Here is a 17,540-nt window from a genome sequence, read left to right as displayed (position 1 = left end):
TCCGGATGCAAAACCCGGCGCGAACCGCGCATGATGCGTGCAGATGCCGGAAAAACGGCTCAGCCGCCCTTGTCGCCGGCCCCGGATTCGCCGCGTGCGTCCTCGTCGAGGCCGCGCAGGAAGGCCAGTTTCTCGGCCACCTTCGACTCGACGCCGCGCGGCACCGGCTGGTACCAGCCGGGCTCCGGCATCCCGTCGGGAAGGTAGGTTTCGCCGGCCGCATAGGCATGCGGCTCGTCGTGGGCGTAGCGGTAGGCGTGGCCGTAGCCGAGCTCCTTCATGAGCTTCGTCGGCGCATTGCGCAGGTGGACCGGCACCTCGCGCGACTTGTCCTTCTTGACAAAAGCCATGGCCGCGTTGAAGGCGTTGTAGCCGGCATTGCTCTTGGCCGCGATCGCCAGGTAGATGACGGCCTGGCCGAGGGCCAGCTCGCCTTCCGGGGAGCCGAGGCGCTCGTAGGTCGTGGCCGCGTCGTTGGCGATCTGGAGCGCCCGCGGGTCGGCCAGGCCGATGTCTTCCCAGGCCATGCGCACGATGCGGCGCGACAGGTACTTGGCGTCGGCGCCGCCATCGAGCATGCGGCACAGCCAGTACAGGGCCGCGTCCGGATGCGAGCCGCGCACCGATTTATGCAGGGCGGATATCTGGTCGTAGAAGTTGTCGCCGCCCTTGTCGAAGCGGCGCGCGTTCAGGGTCAGGGCGTTCTCGACGAAGTCCTTGGTGATACGGGTGACGCCCGAGGTATCGGCCGAGGTCTTGGTCTGCTCGAGCAGGTTCAGGAAGCGCCGCGCGTCGCCATCGGCGTAGCCGATCAGGGTGTCGACCGCGATCTCGTCGAAAGCCAGGTGCTGCAGCACCCGCTCCTGGGCGCGTTTCAACAACTGGCGCATCTCCTCGTCGCTCAAGGCCTTGAGCACATAGACCTGGGAGCGCGACAGCAGCGCCGAGTTGACTTCGAAAGAAGGGTTCTCGGTGGTCGCGCCGATCAGGGTCACGAGTCCGGACTCGACGAAAGGCAGCAGCGCATCCTGCTGCGATTTATTAAAGCGGTGGATCTCGTCGATGAACAGGATGGTGTGCTTGCCGCGCGCGAGGTACTGCTCCGCCTGTTCGACGGCGGCGCGGATGTCCTTCACGCCCGAGAGCACGGCCGACAGCGCGATGAACTCGCAGTCGAAGGCATGGGCGGTCAGGCGCGCCAGCGTGGTCTTGCCGACGCCCGGCGGGCCCCACAGGATCATGGAATGCGGCTTGCCCGACTTGAACACCAGGTTCAGGGGCTTGCCCGGGCCGAGCAGGTGGCTCTGGCCGATCACCTCGTCGATGGTGCGCGGGCGCAGGGCCTCCGCCAGCGGCGGGGCGGGTTCGGTCTTGAACAGGTCATCCATGACGCGCTCCCGGGAGGGTCGAGGTGCAGGCGGAATCGAACAAATGGTTGTGCATGCCGCTAGTGTAAACGATCGGAGCGGCGAAGAAGCCTGGCTGCTCGCGGACTACGCGGCACCCGTACGCGCCTTGTCGCACATTGCGGCTACGATGGCCGTTCGACAAAGAAGTTTTGCACAAATCTTTCTTGGGAGGTCATATGGCTGGCTATGCGCGTTTTGGGTGGATGATTCTTTGCTCGACGGTGGTCATGTTCGGCCTGATGTACCTGAACACCTATGAACTGGCCCATGTCCGCTTCAGCCAGACGCGGGCCTGGATGGCGCTCGTGATGGGCGCGGCGATGGCGGTAGTGATGCTTGCATTCATGCTGGGCATGTACCAGGACAAGCGGCGCAACGCCGCGATCTTCACGGGTGCGGTGTTTGTGTTCGGCCTGTCGCTGTGGCTCGTGCGCAGCCAGAGCACGGTCGACGACGCCGCCTATATGCGCGCCATGATTCCCCACCACTCGATCGCCATCATGACCAGCGAACGGGCCCGCATCCGCGATCCGAGGGTGCGCAAGCTGGCCGATACCATCATCGCTACCCAGCGCAAGGAGATCGCGGAAATGGAGGCGCTGATCGCCGACATCGAGCGCAGCGACACCAGGCGCTGACGGCGCCTGCGCCTACTGGCTGACCACGTCGGCGCCCTTCGGCACCGAGAAGGTGAACTGCTGGGCGCCCAGCGCCGGGTTGCGCTGGAAGTTGGTGAACTTCAGGACCGAGACTGCGCCGAACTGGTCCTTCAGTTCCATCGCGACCGGCACGCCGCCCTTCAGGCCGATGCCGATCTGTTCGAAGGTGGTGTCCTTGGTCTTGGGAACGGCGGTCAGCCATTCGGCGCCGTCACGCTCGCCCGCATCAAGAAGGGTGAAGTTCTTTTCCAGGTCGTTGGAGCCGAACAGGATGGCGGCCGGGGAAGAACCCAGGGCGTTGCCGAGTTTACGGGTGGTGACCTGGTTCAGGTCCTTGTCGTAGATGTAGAGGGTTTCGCCGTCGGCCTGCAAGAGCTGCTCGTAGGGCTTCTGGTAGGTCCAGATGAACTTGCCGGGGCGGGCGAAGACGAAGGTGCCGCTCGAGACCGGGGCGGCCTTGCCGGACTTGGACTTGCCGAGCTGTTGCTGGGTGAAGTCGCCCTTGGCGGATTTGGTGCTGGCGACAAAAGACTTGAACTGGTCGAGGGCGCTGGCGTGGGCGGCGCCGGAAAACGCAAGGGTGCTCGTTGCGATGAATGCTGCGATGACTTGGGGGGTGAATTTCATCTGTCTATTCCTCTTGTTGTGGTCCCCATCCGCTGCTTGAACGCGCGGACGGGAGACCCGTCCACCCTACAAAAGCGGACGCGGGTTATTCGGCGGCGGAGGTCGCGGGAACCAGGATGTCGCGGTTGCCGTTCGACTGCATCGGCGACACCAGGCCACTCTGCTCCATCTGCTCGATCAGGCGGGCGGCGCGGTTGTAGCCGATGCGCAGGTGGCGCTGGACCAGGGAGATCGAGGCCTTGCGGTTCTTGAGCACCACGGCCACGGCCTGGTCGTAGAGCGCGTCGGATTCGCCGCCGCCCTCGCCCGCCGGGATGCCGTCGGCATTGCCCTCTTCCAGCGTCCCGCCCTCCAGAATGCCTTCAATATAGTTCGGTTCACCGAGCGACTGGAGATGTTTTACAACTCGATGCACTTCGTCGTCCGACACGAAGGCCCCGTGCACGCGGATCGGCAGGCCGGTCCCCGGCGGCATGTAGAGCATGTCACCCATGCCCAGCAGGGTTTCCGCGCCCATCTGGTCGAGAATCGTGCGCGAGTCGATCTTTGAACTCACCTGGAAGGCGATGCGGGTCGGGATGTTCGCCTTGATCAGGCCCGTGATCACGTCCACCGACGGACGCTGGGTCGCCAGGATCAGGTGGATGCCGGCCGCACGCGCCTTCTGGGCGATACGGGCGATCAGCTCTTCCACCTTCTTGCCCACCACCATCATCAGGTCGGCCAGTTCGTCGATGATGATGACGATGGTCGGCAGTTTTTCCAGCGGCTCGGGCGAATCCGGGGTGATCGAGAACGGATTCGGGATGTGTTCTTCCCGTTTTGCCGCGTCAAGGATCTTGCCGTTGTAGCCGGCCAGGTTACGCACGCCGAGCTTCGACATCAGCTTGTAGCGGCGCTCCATCTCGTTGACCGCCCAGTTCAGCGCATGGCCGGCCTGGCGCATATCGGTCACGACCGGCGCCAGCAGGTGCGGAATGCCCTCGTACACCGACATCTCCAGCATCTTCGGGTCGATCAGGATCAGGCGCACGTCCGCAGGGTCGGCTTTATACAGCAGTGACAGGATGGTCGCGTTGATGCCGACCGACTTGCCGGAACCGGTGGTACCCGCCACCAGCAGGTGCGGCATCTTGGCCAGGTCCGCCACCACCGGCTTGCCGGCGATGTCCTTGCCCAGGGCGACCGTGAGGCTGGAGGCGCTGTCGCCGTAGACCTTGGAACCGAGGATCTCGGTCAGGCGCACGATCTGGCGCTTCGGATTCGGCAGCTCGAGCGCCATGTAGTTCTTGCCCGGGATGGTCTCGACCACGCGGATCGAGGTCAGGGACAGCGAACGCGCCAGGTCGCGCGCCAAGTTGACGATCTGGCTGCCCTTGACGCCGGTGGCCGGCTCGATCTCGTAGCGGGTGACGACCGGGCCCGGATAGGCGGCGACGACCTTGGCCTCGACGCCGAAGTCGGACAGCTTCTTCTCGATCAGGCGGCTGGTGAATTCCAGGGTCTCGATGGACACGGCTTCCTGGGCCGGCGGCGCCTCGTCGAGCAGGGCCAGCGGCGGCAGGCCGCCCTCGCCCGCCAGCTCGTGGAACAGCGGCGTCTGCATCTCTTTCTGGGCGCGCTCGGACTTCGGCACGCTGGTCATCTGCGGCTCGATCTTGAACGAGGGCGCGCTTGCCGCCACCGGCGAGGGCGTCGCAGCCGGCGCAATCACCGGTTCCATCATCGGCTCGCTCTTCGGTTCCGGGCGCGGCGTGCGCGGCGCCTCCAGCATCGGCTCGGCCTTGACGATCTGGGTCGGTTCGGGATGCTTCTCGGCGAATTTCTGGCGCTCGTGCACGACCAGCTCGTCGCGGGCCACCGCGGCCGCCTCGCCGCGCTTGCGGTCCTCATGGTCTTCCATGCGCAGGCGGAACCAGTCAAGGGTAGCTTCTACCGACTCGCCGATGCGCTCGGCCACGGCCAGCCAGGACACCTGGAAGAACAGCGAGAAGCCCAGGCCGAAGAGCAGCAGGAGCAGCAGGGTCGCGCCGGTGAAGCCGAAGGCGACGTGGGCCGAATGGCCGATCACCTGGCCCAGCACGCCGCCGGCCGCGCGCGGCAGCTCGACGTTCCAGGACCACATGCGCAGGTATTCCAGGCCCAGGCTGCCGGCAAACATGATGGCGAATCCGGTCCAGCGTACATACATCTCGCCCGTATGGCCCGGCTCCTCGGCGGGGGCCAGGCGGCCGGTCAGGCGGCGCCAGCCCTGCCAGACGCCGCGCAGGAAGATCACGCCCCACCACCAGGCGGAGAAGCCGAAGATGAAGAGCAGCAGGTCGGACAGCCAGGCGCCCGCCTTGCCGCCCAGGTTGGCGATCTTGGGGACGGCGTTGGCGTGGGACCAGCCCGGGTCGCCCTTGTTATAACTGATCAGGATCAGCACGAAATACAGGAAGGCGACGGCCATGGCGATCCAGCGCGCTTCCATGAGGAGGCGCGACAGCCGGCCCGGCAGGGGCTGGCGGGAGCGTACCGTCTGGGCGGTGCGGGTATATCCTGAGGTGCTTGCTTGGCTATTCTTGCTCATGCTGGGTGCTGCTTGAAGTAATCGCTAACGGCAATCCGCCCATTCTAAGCCATATACAGCTGGGCTGGCCTACGATTCATGCTCATCTGCATCATCGTCTATAATCTTGTGTTGCTCGCCTGTTGCATTCCAGGTCTTGATTCGGCGCAGGCCGCCCCCAGTTTCCGCTTGTTCATCCAATTACGATAGCCTCCCATGACGACTACCAAACACGCCAAAGTCCTGATTCTCGGTTCCGGTCCCGCCGGCTACAGCGCCGCCGTCTACGCCGCGCGCGCCAACCTGCAGCCGATGCTGGTGACCGGCGTCGAGCAAGGCGGCCAGCTGATGACCACGACCGACGTCGAGAACTGGCCGGGTGACCCGATGGGCGTGCAAGGTCCGGAACTGATGCAGCGCCTGCTGCAGCATGCGGAACGTTTCAATACCGACATCGTGTTCGACCACATCCACACGACCTACTTGAACGAAAAGCCGATCCGCCTGGTGGGCGATTCCGCCCAATACACCTGCGACGCCCTGATCATCGCCACCGGCGCCTCGGCCCAGTACCTCGGCCTGCCTTCGGAACAGGCGTTCATGGGTAAAGGTGTGTCCGCCTGTGCGACCTGCGACGGTTTCTTCTACCGCAACCAGGAAGTGGCGGTCATCGGCGGCGGCAATACCGCGGTCGAGGAAGCCCTGTATCTGGCCGGCATCGCCTCGAAGGTCACCCTGATCCACCGCCGCGACAAGTTCCGCGCCGAGCCGATCCTGGTCGACCGCCTGATGCACAAGGTCAGTGAAGGCAAGATCGTGCTGGAGCTGAACCACACGCTGGACGAAGTCCTGGGCGACGACAGCGGCGTGACCGGCCTGCGCATCAAGTCGACCGATACCGGCGCATCCAAGGACCTGACCGTGCACGGCCTGTTCGTGGCGATCGGCCACAAGCCGAACACCGGCATCTTCGAAGGCCAGCTCGAGATGCACAACGGCTACATCAAGACCCGTTCGGGCCTTGAGGGCATGGCGACCGCCACCAGCGTGCCGGGTGTGTTCGCGGCCGGCGACGTGCAGGACCACGTCTACCGCCAGGCCATCACCAGCTCGGGCACCGGCTGCATGGCCGCGCTCGACGCGCAGCGCTACCTGGAAGCGCTGGAAGACGATCCGAAGTAAAGGAGTAGCGGTACGATGGCGGGCATGAAGGACTTTTCCGAGCTGAAGGGCTTGCGCGACAAGCTCAAGGAAGACGAGCGCCTGCGCGCCATCGAACAGGCCGAACGCGAAAAGCGCGAGCGGATTGCGAAGGAACGCGCCGTGGAATTCCGCGGCGCGATGGAAGGCGTGCACAAGCTGCCCGAGTCGGACCGCTACGTCTACCGCCCGGTCTACGTGGCCTCCGAGCGCAGCTTCCAGGACCGCAAACCCCTCACCGAGGAAGAGGAAACCGAAGCGGTGCTGCGCGAGTCGCTGTCCGACCTCTTCGACGTCGACGGCCTGCTCGACGAAGATCCATCGCTGAGCTACGCCCAGCCGGGCGTCGGCCCCGACGTGGTGCGCAAGATGCGCAAGCGCCACTGGCCAGTCCAGGACGAACTGGACCTGCACGGCATGAACCGCGACGAGGCGCGCGACGCCGTCACCGATTTCCTGGCCCGCGCGAATCGCCGCGGCGTGCGCTGCGTGCGCATCGTCCATGGCATCGGCTACGGCTCGCCGAAGGGCCAGCCGGTGCTCCGTGGAATCGTGCACAGCTGGCTGGTGCAGAAGAGTGAGGTGGTGGCCTTCTGCGTGGCCGGCAAGAAGGATGGCGGCCACGGCGCCCTGATCGTCCTGCTGCGCCCCGCCCTCGTCGATTGAATGCTTCGAGCGCAAACGTAAATGTTGCGTCGGGCAACAGGCATTCCATGTAAAATATGCAGCGCCGGTATTTGCCGGAATTGACGAGAAAGGGCGGCGCGTGAAGGGTACCACCGTGATTCCAATGGAGCACGGCCGCCAGGTCGACTTGCTGAACTGTGCGGACGAGCCCATCCACATCCCCGGTTCGATCCAACCCCACGGCGCCCTCCTGTTCTTCAACGATGCCGGCCTGCTCGAAGGCTGGAGCGCGAATGCCGCCTCCATGCTCGGCCTCGAGCTCACCCTCGGCCTCCCCTACGCCTCCCTCGCCCTGCCGCCCGCGGCGCTGGAACTCCTGATCGACTACATCGGCCCGGGCGAGCGCGAAGTGACGCCCTCGATGGTGCCGGTTTCCCTGGGCGGCGCCGACTACGACTGCATCGTGCATGCCGGCCTTGGCCGCGTGGTCGCCGAATTCGAGCAGCGCGAAGTCGGCGCCGACGAGGTGACCCATTTCGCGCTCAAGGCCCATGCCTCGATCGACCGCCTGCGCCGCCAGAAGACCATCGAGGGCCTGCTTGCCAGCGCGGTCGACCAGATCCGCGACTTCACCGGCTTCGACCGGGTGATGGCCTACCGCTTCCGTCCCGACGACAGCGGCGACGTGGTGGCGGAAAGCCGGCGCGATAGTCTCGTGCCCTACCTCGGCCAGCGCTACCCGGCCTCAGACATCCCGGCCCAGGCGCGCCGCCTGTACATCCTGAACACCCTGCGCTCGATCATCGACGTGCAGTACGAGGCCGTGCCCCTGCTCGGCGCGCCGGAGGCGCTGCCGCTCGACATGAGCCACGCGGTGCTGCGCAGCGTCTCGCCGGTCCACATCGAATACCTGAAGAACATGGGCGTGGGCGCCTCGATGAGCGTCTCGATCGTCATCAACGGCCGCCTGTGGGGCCTGGTCGCCTGCCATCACATGTCGCGCAAGCTGGTCCCCTACTCGATCCGCATGGCGGCCGACGTGCTGGCCCAGGTGATGGCCTCGACCATCCACAGCATCGAATCGCGCCTCGAAACGGCGATGATCGAGCGCTCGGCCTCGACCCGCACCAAGCTGATCGAAGACCTGCTGCTGGAAGACGATCCGCTGGAAACCTTCGGCCGCTTCTCGGAGGCCATGCTGGCCGCGACGCAGGCCCAGGCCCAGGTCACCAGCTACTACGGCAAGCTGCGCGTGCACGGCGCCGACCTGCCGCCCGGCCTGGCCGAGGCCATCGTCGCCTCGCTCCCCGAGAACGGCCACGAACTGGTGGTGCGCGAGAAGCAGGGCGACTGGCCGGAGCCGGTGCGCGGCCAGCTGGGCAAGTGGGTAGGCCTGCTGGCCCTGCCCTTCGACCCGCCCGCGCACGGCTGGAACGTACTGCTGCGCCTCGAGCAGATCGAGCAGGTCGCCTGGGGCGGCCGTCCTGAAAAGACCACGGCCTTCGGCCCGCTGGGCGAGCGACTGACGCCGCGCGGCTCTTTTGACGCCTGGTACGAGACGGTGCGCGGCCATGCGCATCCCTGGGAATCGACCATTCTCTCCAACGCGCGCCTGACGCTGGCCGAACTGGTGCGCGTGATGACTTCGCGCCGCACCCAGACCGAGGCGACCCGCGCCCAGCTGCTGGCCATGCTGGGGCACGACCTGCGCGACCCGCTCCACTCGATCAATATGGCCGGCATGGTGCTGGAAAAAGGCAGCGCCCAGCCGACGCTGGGGAAGCGCATCCAGTCCTCCACCAGCCGCATGCAGCGCATGATCACCCAGGTGCTGGACATGAGCCGTATCGACGGCGGCCTGGGCCTGGGCGTGACGCTCGAACCCGTGAACCTGACGGAACTGGTGGAAGACCTGATCGACGAGGCGCGCATGGCCTACCCGGCCATTCCCTTCCAGCTGACCTGCGACGAACCGGCCATGGTGAACGCCGACAGCGGCCGCCTGGCGCAGGTGCTGTCCAACCTGCTGAGCAACGCGCGCCACCACGGCGAAGCCGGCAAGCCGGTGCGGGTGTGCGTGACCGTGCAGGGCAAGGAGGCGGTCGTCGACGTCAGCAACGCCGGCGCCCCGATTCCGCCGGAAGTCGCGGCCACGCTGTTCAATCCTTTCAAGCGCGCCTCCCTGAACAACCCGCGCAACCGCACGGGCATGGGGCTGGGCCTCTACATCGCGCAGCAGATCGTGCGCGAGCACCATGGCGAGATCGCGTATCGCCATGATGGCAGCGAGGTCATCTTCTCGGTACGACTCCCGCTCCTGTAGGGTGGTCGGCTTCGCCGACCGCGCGTTCAACCGGCCCATGCGGTTCGAAACGCGTCCTCACACCGCCACCGAAATTTGAACGCGTGGGCGGCGAAGCCGCCCACCCTACATGCGGATTGGCATGGTAGTCTAGCAACATCACGGGCTCCTCCTTACCGCATGACCCTCATCAAGTTCATCGAAATCATGGCGATCCTGGTCGGCGCCTTCTCGGGCTTCATCGAAGCCAGGCGCAAGCGCATGGACCTGGTCGGTGTCTTCACGGTGGCCTTCATCGCCGCATTCGGCGGCGGCACCCTGCGCGACATCCTGCTCGACCGCCGCCCCCTGTTCTGGGTCATCCACCAGGAATACGCGATCCTGATCTTCGTGCTGGCGCTGGTCGCCTCCCCGTTAATCCGCACCCTGCGCCAGATCGTCTCCGAACGCCTGATCGTGATCGCCGACGCCGTCGGCCTGGGCCTGTTCTCGATCGCCGGCACCTCGGCGGCCCTGGACGCCAACATGCCGATCTTCATCGCCTCGATGATGGGTGTGATCACCGGGATCTTCGGCGGCGTCCTGCGCGACATCGTCTGCAACGAGGTGCCGATGGTCTTCCGCGACGGGAAGCCCTACGCCATCTGCGCCTTCCTGGGCAACTGGATGTTCCTCCTGATGGGCAAGTACGGCGTCGAGCACGACTTCGCGCTGTGGTCGAGCGCCCTGTTCATCAGCGGCCTGCGCCTGCTGACGTGGAAGTTCGACCTGCGCATGGGACGCTAGTTCAGGCCGCTCACGCTGCCTTCCTTCGGGTAGGCGATCTCGTAGTCCATATCGAAGCGCGCCGTCTCGTTCGGCTTCAAGACGCGCTCCCATCCCATCAGGCCGCGGCGCTGCTGCCAGTCCTTCACCGTCGCCGCGGGGCTGAGCGCCACCTTCACCTGCACCTGGTCAGACTGGCTCACCGGCGTCGGCTCCAGCACCAGCACATCGATCGGCTGGCGGTGCAGGTTCGTGACTACGTAGCTGTCGGCGATACGGCGCTCGTTGTCGCGCTTGAACAGCCCCTTCTGGCCGGACTTCTCGTTGCGGTTCTCGACCGTCACGCGCACCAGCGGATCGCGTCCGAAGGCCATGGCGAAGCGCTCCTCCTCCTGCGGATTCCAGTGCAGGGAGCCGACATAGGCGCCATCACGGCGCAGCTGCACCTGGCCGGGCAGCCAGACGCCCTCGGGGCGCGGCGCATCGATCGTCAGGACCGCCAGGTCACGGTAGTAGCGCGGCGCGATGCGCACGCTCTGCCTGACCGGCATCGACTGGCGCGACAGCGCGACCGAGATCTCGCGGCCGTCCGAGGCCAGGTCGACCCGGGCCGGCACCTCGAATTCGGTGGTGAAGTTCCCTTGCGTCTCCAGCACCGGCGCGACGTAGTCGTCCGCCACCCTCGATCCGCTCACCGCCACCCGCTGCCTTGCCGAGGGCGCGGGCGGAGGTGGCGGCGCCGGCGCGGCCAGGTAGGATTGCGCGAGCTCCAGCTGTACCGGCGGCTGCCAGGTCAGCAGCCAGGGCGACGGATCGGGCGCATTGACCGACAGGCTCGGCTGGCCGGTCGACAGGCGCAGCTTCACGCGGCTCCAGTCCTCGCCGGTCTTCTGCGAAATCGTCGCCATCCGTTCAATGTCGAGCGTGGAAGCGTTCGAATCCAGCGAAGCGCGGTAGGCCGGCTTCCAGCCGGCGCGGTTGACCTGGTACGAAAGCACGATGCGGCCCGCCTGCTTCGCCGAGACGGCCACCGTCATCACGCGGCTCTCGCGGGTGCTGGCCTGGACCTTGGCCAGGTCGCGCTTGAAGACCTCGAGCTGCTTGGTTAAAGCGCGCTTTTTGACCTCGCCATCGTGCACGCGCTGCAGGGCGTCGCTCGCGCCCTTGCGGATCGCGTCCAGGGTGCCTGCCAGGGCCTTCGGATCGACGGGCGCGGGGCGGCCGGCCGCGTTGTCGGCGCCGCCCAGGCGTTCGAGGTAGCCCTGCACCACCTGCGCCGCCTTGGCTTCCGCGTCGATCACGGCGACCTGGTCTTCCAGCGCCTGGATCTTCGCTTCCAGCTCGGCCGCGCGCGGGCTCGGGTTATCGAGATTCCCCTGGTCGCGCGTCACCACCTGGCCGACCTGGATGCCCGGGTCGGCCTGCAGGCGCACCGTGTCGGTGTTGAAGTTGGCCAGCAGGCCGGTGATCTCGACCAGGGACGCGCCCGGAGCCACCTGCACCACGCGCTCCACCGTGGCGCTGCCGGGATAGAGCGTGACGCTCTGGATGGGCGCCTCGACGGCGTGGGACGGGAATGCGCCGAGCGCGAGGATGATGGGCCAGTGCTTGTTGAATGCCATTCGGTTCTCTGCGGTGAAAAGACGGATAGCCGCGAGATTAGCAGATGGCGGGCGTGGCAAAAGCCACCGAATGTCACTGGCCGGTCAGCAGACGCCCCAAGGCCTTGCGCAACTCTTCCTGCGTGTAGGGCTTGGCCAGGACGCTGATCGACAGCCCCTGCAGGCGCTCGGGCGCCACCACGTAGCCGCTGGCAAGCAGGATCGGCATGCCTGGGCGCAGCTCGCGCACCCGGCGCGCCAGGCCGATGCCGTCCATCGCGCCGGGCATGACCACATCCGAGAACAGCAGGTCGAAGGCGTCCAGGGGCTGCCGCAGCGCCTCTTGCGCGTCGCATGCGAGCGTGGTTCTGCAACCCAGGTTCTCGAGCAGGGTCAGGGTGGCGTCCGCGACTTCGGGGTCGTCCTCGACCAGCAGCACGCGCCTGCCCGCGACCGCGAGCGGCGCCACGTCGCTACTGCCTTCCTTGTCCGGCGCCACCGCAGCCTGGCTGCGCGGCAGCACGATCGACACCCTGGTGCCCTCGGGCGAGGTATCGATCCATGCAGTCCCGCCCGACTGCCTGGCGAAGCCATACACCTGGCTCAGGCCGAGCCCGGTGCCGGCGCCGACCGGCTTCGTCGTGAAGAAGGGATCGAAGGCCTGCGCTTCGACCTCGGGCGCCATGCCGGGACCGTTGTCGGCGACGGTGAGCCAGACGAATTCGCCGCGCAGCTCGGTCTCGCCGGCCTTCGGCGACGGCAGCGTGAGGTTGCAGGCGCCGATGGTCACGCTGCCGCCGCGCGGCAAGGCATCCTTGGCGTTCACGACCAGGTTCAAGAGCGCCACTTCGAGCTGGGTGGAATCGGCATCGGCCAGCCACAGGCCTGGCTCGATATCCAGGCTGAGCGGAATCTGCTCGCGCAGCGATTGCTGCAGCAGGTCGCGCATCTCTTCCAGCTGCCTGGCGATGTCGAGCGCGCCGCCGCTGAGCGCCTGGCGCCGGCCGAAAGCGAGCAGCTGGTGGGTCAACTTGGCGCCGCGCGAGGCGGCGCGCTGGATCGCGTGCAGGGCGCGCTGGAAGCGCTCGCCGCCCGGCTCCACCAGGGGCAACAGGGTGGTCGAACCCTGGATCACCTGCAGCAGGTTGTTGAAGTCGTGGGCCACGCCGCCCGTCAGGCGGCCGATCGCTTCCAGCTTGCGCGATTCGTTCAGGGCGCTTTCCACGCGCTTGCGGGTTTCCACTTCCGCATACAGTTCGGCGGTGCGCTCGAGCACGCGCTGCTCGAGCAGGCCGGCGGCGGCAGCCAGGGTCTGCATCTGCTCGCGCACCGTGAATTGCCAGGCGCGCGCGCGGCAGGCGGCGTCGAAGGCCGCGCGCAGCACGTTGGCGGGGCTGGGGCGCGCGAGCACCGTCAGGTTGGCGAACTGGCGCAGGAAAGCCCATTGCTGCTGCGAGCCGCCGCTATTGGCCTGGGCGCTGAAGACGATGATCGGGAGGTCGGACCAGGCCGGCTGCTCGCGCAGCGCAGCGGCCAGCTCGGCCGCATGGGTCTCGAGTGCATCGTCCGTCGCCAGCAGGAGCGTCAGCGAAGGGTCGAGAACGGCTGCTTTGAGGGCCTCGCCGTCCGGGCAGAGACGCGGGCGCGCCCCCCACTCTTCCAGCTGCGCAGCCAGTGCAAGGCCGTCCTGGCCGAAGGGCGCGCAGATGGCCGCGACAAGGTCCCAGCCTGGCTTGCGCGGATCCGTCATGGCCCGGACGCGATGCGCGGCACGCCGGTCAGCACGCCCTGGAAGTCCTCGAGCCGCTCGCCGACCGACATTCCCTGGCTGGTCAGCGAAAACTCGCGGATGCTGGTCTCGTGGCGTCCGGGACGCTTCTTGACCACCGAGATCGCCTTGCGCACCGAACCCTCCGCCTCGAAGTAGCGCAGCAGGATCACCGTGTCGCTGATGAAGCCGACGTCCAGGGTGTCGCGCACGTCCTGCAGCACGCCGGACTGGTTGACGATCAGGAGCGAGAGCACGCCCTGGTTCGCCAGGTAGCTCAGCAGCTCGTGCATCTGCAGCATCAGCGCCATCTCCTCGTGCATGGTCTCGAGGTAGGAATTCAGGCTGTCGATGACAACCACCGCGGCATCGTGGTCTTCCACCTGGCGCCGCACCTTCCAGATGAATTCGCCCGGCGTGATGCGGGTCGGGTTGATCCGCTCCCAGAAGATATTCCCGGAATCGATCGCGCCGCCGGCCCGCATCGACAGGCCATTGGCACGGTCGAGCAAGGTGTCCTTGGTCTCGTCGAAAGCGAAATACGCCACGTGCTCGCCGCGCTCGGCCGCCACGTTGGCGTATTGCAGGGCCAGCGAGGATTTGCCGACCCCGGTCGGCCCCAGGATCATGGCCGAGGTGCCGCGCACCAGGCCGCCGCACAGCATCGCATCGAGTTCCGCGACCTCGCTGGTCACCGCCTCGCGCGTGCGCTGGCCCTGGTGCTCTTCGGCGATCAGGCTGGGGAAGACATAGATTTCGCTGGAGGTGATGGCGAAGTCATGCCAGCCGCTCTGGAACTCGGCGCCGCGCATCTTGACCACCCGCAGGCGCCGGCGCGCCGCGCCGAATTCGCGCTCGCGCTGGTCGAGCGTGATCACCCCGTGCACCGTGCCCTGCAGGTCGAACTGGCGCGGCTCGTCGGTGAGGTCGTCCATCAGGAGCGTGGTGCAGTCCTGCTGCAGGAGAAAGCGCTTGAGCGCGACGATCTGGCGACGGTAACGCATCGGATCGTTGGCGACCATGCGCAGTTCCGACATCGAGTCGATCACGATACGCACCGGCTGGCGCTCCTGGATGGTGTCCGTGATGGCCCCGATGGTCTGGCTCAGTTCCGCCTCGGAGGGAAACAGCACGCTCTGCTGGCGCTCCAGCTGGGATTCGGCAGGCACCACCTCTCTCACGTCGATACCGTCGAGCGACCAGCCATGGCTGCGCGCGGTCGCCTGCAACTCCTCCACGGTCTCGGACAGCGATATGTACAGGCAGCGCTCGCCCTTTTCGGCGCCGTCGATCAGGAAGCGCAGGCCGATGGTGGTCTTGCCGGTCCCAGGCCGTCCCTCGATCAGGTGGATGCGCTGCCTGGGCAGCCCGCCCCGCAGCACCTGGTCGAGTTCGGGAATACCGGTATGAATCTTCTCAATGTCGCTCATGAGGTCTATGCATGGGTTGAGGAGCGATGACAAGGGTAATTGTCAAATAGATAATCTTTCAACTATCTTAACGCATCTTTCCGCCGTACGATTGACCACGCTTCGCTTGCGTGCGCAAGAAAAGGCCTACAAAAGCTGAATTCCGAATGCCGCTTAAACGGCGTCCGCCCCGGTCTCGCTGGTACGGATACGGATCACCTGCTCCACGTTCTGCACGAAGATCTTGCCGTCGCCGATCTTGCCGGTGCGGGCCGCCTTGATGATGGCGTCGACCACTCCTTCCGCCATGCTATCTTCCACCACGACTTCGATCTTCACCTTCGGCAGGAAGTCGACCACGTACTCGGCGCCGCGATACAGCTCGGTGTGGCCCTTCTGGCGGCCGAAGCCTTTCACTTCGGTGACGGTCAGGCCGGTGACGTTCACGTCCGCCAGCGCCTCGCGCACTTCGTCGAGCTTGAAGGGTTTGATCACGCAGGTAATCTGTTTCATGTTCTCGTCTCTCTCTTAGTCAGGAATATTGTTCAGGTCGTCCAGCCACACGGTGGCTTCGGAATCCGACGGTGCGCGCCAGTCGCCGCGCGGCGACAGCGAGCCGCCGTTGCCCACCTTCGGCCCGTTCGGCACGCAGGTGCGCTTGAACTGGCTGGTCTTGAAGAAGCGCCACAGGAAGATGCCGAGGTTCTTCTTGATCGGCCCCAAGCCGTACTCGTTGCGCGTGCCCGCCACATTCGGCCACCTGCCCTGTTCGCGGTCGTGCCAGGCGCTCCAGGAAAGGAAGGCGACCTTGCTCGGCTTGAAGCCGTAGCGGATCGTGTAGTACAGATTGAAGTCCTGCAGCTCGTAAGGGCCGATGGTGTTCTCGGTGATCTGGGCCGGTTTGCCGTCCTTGTCACCGCCCGGCACCAGCTCTGGGCTGATCTCGGTGTCGAGGATACGCAGCAGCACGTCCGCGCCGTCCTGCACGACTGCGCCGGTCTCGGCCACCCAGCGCACCAGGTAGGAGATCAGGGTCTTCGGCACGCTGGCGTTGACGTTGTAGTGCGACATGTGGTCGCCCACGCCGTAGGTGCACCAGCCCAGCGCCAGCTCGGACAGGTCGCCGGTGCCGATCACGATCGCGTTGTGGAAGTTCGCGAGGCGGAACAGGTGGTTGGTGCGCTCGCCCGCCTGCACGTTCTCGAACGTGATGTCGTACTCCGCCTTGCCCTCGCTGTAGGGGTGGCCGAGGTCCTTGAGCATCTGGATGCAGCTCGGACGGATGTCGATCAGCTGGGCGCTGCAGCCGACCACGCGCATCAGCTCATTGGCCTGGTGCAGGGTGCGCTCGCTGGTGGCGAAGCCCGGCATGGTGTAGGCGAGGATGTTCGTGCGCGGCAGGCCGAGCCGGTCCATGGCCTTGGCGCAGACCAGCAGCGCGTGGGTGGAGTCGAGACCGCCCGAGACGCCGATCACCACCTTCTTGATACCGGTGCTGGACAAGCGCTGGATCAATGCCTGCACCTGGATGTTGTAGACCTCCGTGCAGCGCTCGTCACGGCGCGCCTGGTCGGCCGGCACGTAGGGGAAGCGCTCCACGGTACGGGCCAGCGGCATGTCCCGGTCCAGGGGCAGTTCGAGCTGGAACTGCACGAGGCGGAATTTCGACACCTCGTCCGCATGGCGGCGCACCGACTGGGCAAAGGTGGTCGCGTGCATGCGCTCGTTCGACAGGCGGTCGAGGTCGACGTCGGCATAGATCACGTGCGAATCGTCGCTGAAGCGTTCCGACTCCGCCAGCAGTTCGCCCTTCTCGTAGATCAGCGACTGGCCGTCCCAGGCCATGTCGTTGGTCGATTCGCCGCGGCCGGCCGAGGTGTACAGATAGGCCGCCAGGCAGCGCGCCGACTGCTGGCTGACCAGCTGGTGGCGGTAGCCGCTCTTGCCTACCACGACGTTCGAGGCCGACAGGTTCACCAGCACCGTGGCGCCGGCCATGGCGGCGAAGGAGGACGGCGGGATCGGCACCCAGACGTCCTCGCAGATCTCGACATGGAATCGGAACAGGGGCAGGTTCTCGACCTCGAACAGCAGATTGGGGCCGAAGGGCACGGTCGCGCCGAACAGGTCGATCTGGTCGACCGCCGCGCAATCCGCCGCACTGAACTGCCGGGATTCGTAGAATTCGCCATAATTAGGCAGGAAACTCTTGGGCACCACGCCCAGCACCCGGCCATTGGCGACCACGGCGGCGCAGTTGAAGAGCTGGTGATTGACCTTCAGGGGCAGGCCGACGACCAGCGCCAGCGGCAGCGTGATCGAGGCCTCGATGATCCGGGCCAGGCCGGCCAGGCAGCCGTCGAGCAGCGCGCGCTGGTGGAACAGGTCGTCGCAGCTGTAGGCGGACAGGCCGAGTTCGGGGAAGGCGACCAGCACGGCGCCCTGATCCGCAGCCTGGCGGGCCAGGCCCAGCGTCTGCTCGACGTTGAAGGTCGGGTCGGCGATGCGTACGCGCGGGATGGCCACGGCGACGCGGGCGAAGTGGTGCGTATAGAGGTTGAAGAATCGGTTTGTCATTGGTGAGTCTTTCGGACGTCCGAACAAAGTCGGCTCTCATCAATA

13 protein-coding genes are annotated in these 17,540 nt (G+C 66.2%); 5 read left to right on the top strand and 8 right to left on the bottom strand.

All coding sequences use genetic code 11. The features are described from left to right. Positions 1-59 precede the first annotated feature (59 nt). A complete protein-coding gene (locus NX780_RS10720) occupies positions 60-1,388 on the bottom strand; it encodes a replication-associated recombination protein A (protein ID WP_258827860.1) in 1,329 nt (442 codons plus the stop codon). A gap of 248 nt (positions 1,389-1,636) precedes the next feature. Here NX780_RS10720 and NX780_RS10715 point away from each other — a divergent pair, with 248 nt between their 5' ends. Then, positions 1,637-2,047, top strand: a complete 411-nt coding sequence (locus tag NX780_RS10715) for a DUF305 domain-containing protein (protein WP_258827859.1) — start codon at positions 1,637-1,639, stop codon at positions 2,045-2,047. Positions 2,048-2,059: 12 nt separating this feature from the next. Here the strand turns inward: NX780_RS10715 and lolA are convergent, their stop codons facing one another. Next, positions 2,060-2,695 carry an outer membrane lipoprotein chaperone LolA gene (gene lolA, locus NX780_RS10710; protein ID WP_258827858.1) on the bottom strand — a complete coding sequence of 212 codons (636 nt, stop codon included), beginning with the start codon at positions 2,693-2,695 and terminating at the stop codon, positions 2,060-2,062. Between the two features lie 85 nt (positions 2,696-2,780). After that, positions 2,781-5,267: a DNA translocase FtsK gene (locus NX780_RS10705; RefSeq protein WP_258827857.1), complete on the bottom strand. Its 2,487-nt coding sequence runs from the start codon at positions 5,265-5,267 to the stop codon at positions 2,781-2,783. A gap of 195 nt (positions 5,268-5,462) precedes the next feature. On the opposite strand from NX780_RS10705, the gene trxB reads away from it, so the two are divergent. The 4 genes from trxB (at position 5,463) to NX780_RS10685 (ending at position 10,161) form a co-directional block, all read left to right on the top strand. Further along, a complete protein-coding gene (gene trxB, locus NX780_RS10700) occupies positions 5,463-6,428 on the top strand; it encodes a thioredoxin-disulfide reductase (RefSeq protein ID WP_258827856.1) in 966 nt (321 codons plus the stop codon). A 15-nt stretch (positions 6,429-6,443) separates the two neighbouring features. Further along, positions 6,444-7,112, top strand: a complete 669-nt coding sequence (locus NX780_RS10695) for a Smr/MutS family protein (RefSeq protein WP_258827855.1) — start codon at positions 6,444-6,446, stop codon at positions 7,110-7,112. Positions 7,113-7,212: 100 nt separating this feature from the next. After that, complete coding sequence (locus NX780_RS10690) at positions 7,213-9,396, top strand: ATP-binding protein (RefSeq protein WP_258827854.1); 2,184 nt, start codon at positions 7,213-7,215, stop codon at positions 9,394-9,396. A 159-nt stretch (positions 9,397-9,555) separates the two neighbouring features. Continuing rightward, positions 9,556-10,161, top strand: coding sequence for a trimeric intracellular cation channel family protein (locus NX780_RS10685; protein WP_258827853.1), 606 nt, complete (start codon positions 9,556-9,558; stop codon positions 10,159-10,161). On the opposite strand, the gene NX780_RS10680 is transcribed toward NX780_RS10685, so the two are convergent. From NX780_RS10680 to NX780_RS10660, 5 genes are all read right to left on the bottom strand, one after another. Further along, on the bottom strand, positions 10,158-11,762 hold the full coding sequence (locus NX780_RS10680) for a DUF4139 domain-containing protein (protein ID WP_258827852.1): 1,605 nt from the start codon (positions 11,760-11,762) through the stop codon (positions 10,158-10,160). The genes NX780_RS10685 and NX780_RS10680 overlap by 4 nt on opposite strands. 73 nt (positions 11,763-11,835) lie before the next feature. Beyond that, positions 11,836-13,491, bottom strand: a complete 1,656-nt coding sequence (locus NX780_RS10675; RefSeq protein WP_258827851.1) for an ATP-binding protein — start codon at positions 13,489-13,491, stop codon at positions 11,836-11,838. Further along, positions 13,488-14,939 carry an ATPase domain-containing protein gene (locus tag NX780_RS10670; RefSeq protein ID WP_258827850.1) on the bottom strand — a complete coding sequence of 484 codons (1,452 nt, stop codon included), beginning with the start codon at positions 14,937-14,939 and terminating at the stop codon, positions 13,488-13,490. The genes NX780_RS10675 and NX780_RS10670 overlap by 4 nt, the downstream gene beginning before the upstream one ends. Positions 14,940-15,092: 153 nt before the next feature. After that, positions 15,093-15,431, bottom strand: coding sequence for a P-II family nitrogen regulator (locus NX780_RS10665; protein ID WP_258827849.1), 339 nt, complete (start codon positions 15,429-15,431; stop codon positions 15,093-15,095). Between the two features lie 15 nt (positions 15,432-15,446). Further along, on the bottom strand, positions 15,447-17,495 hold the full coding sequence (locus tag NX780_RS10660) for an NAD(+) synthase (protein WP_258827848.1): 2,049 nt from the start codon (positions 17,493-17,495) through the stop codon (positions 15,447-15,449). Positions 17,496-17,540: the final 45 nt, after the last annotated feature.

This window comes from Massilia agri (assembly GCF_024753255.1).
GTDB lineage: Bacteria > Pseudomonadota > Gammaproteobacteria > Burkholderiales > Burkholderiaceae_D > Telluria > Telluria agri.
Note: the sequence above shows the minus strand (reverse complement) of the source record. Positions and strands in the feature narration are given on the sequence as shown.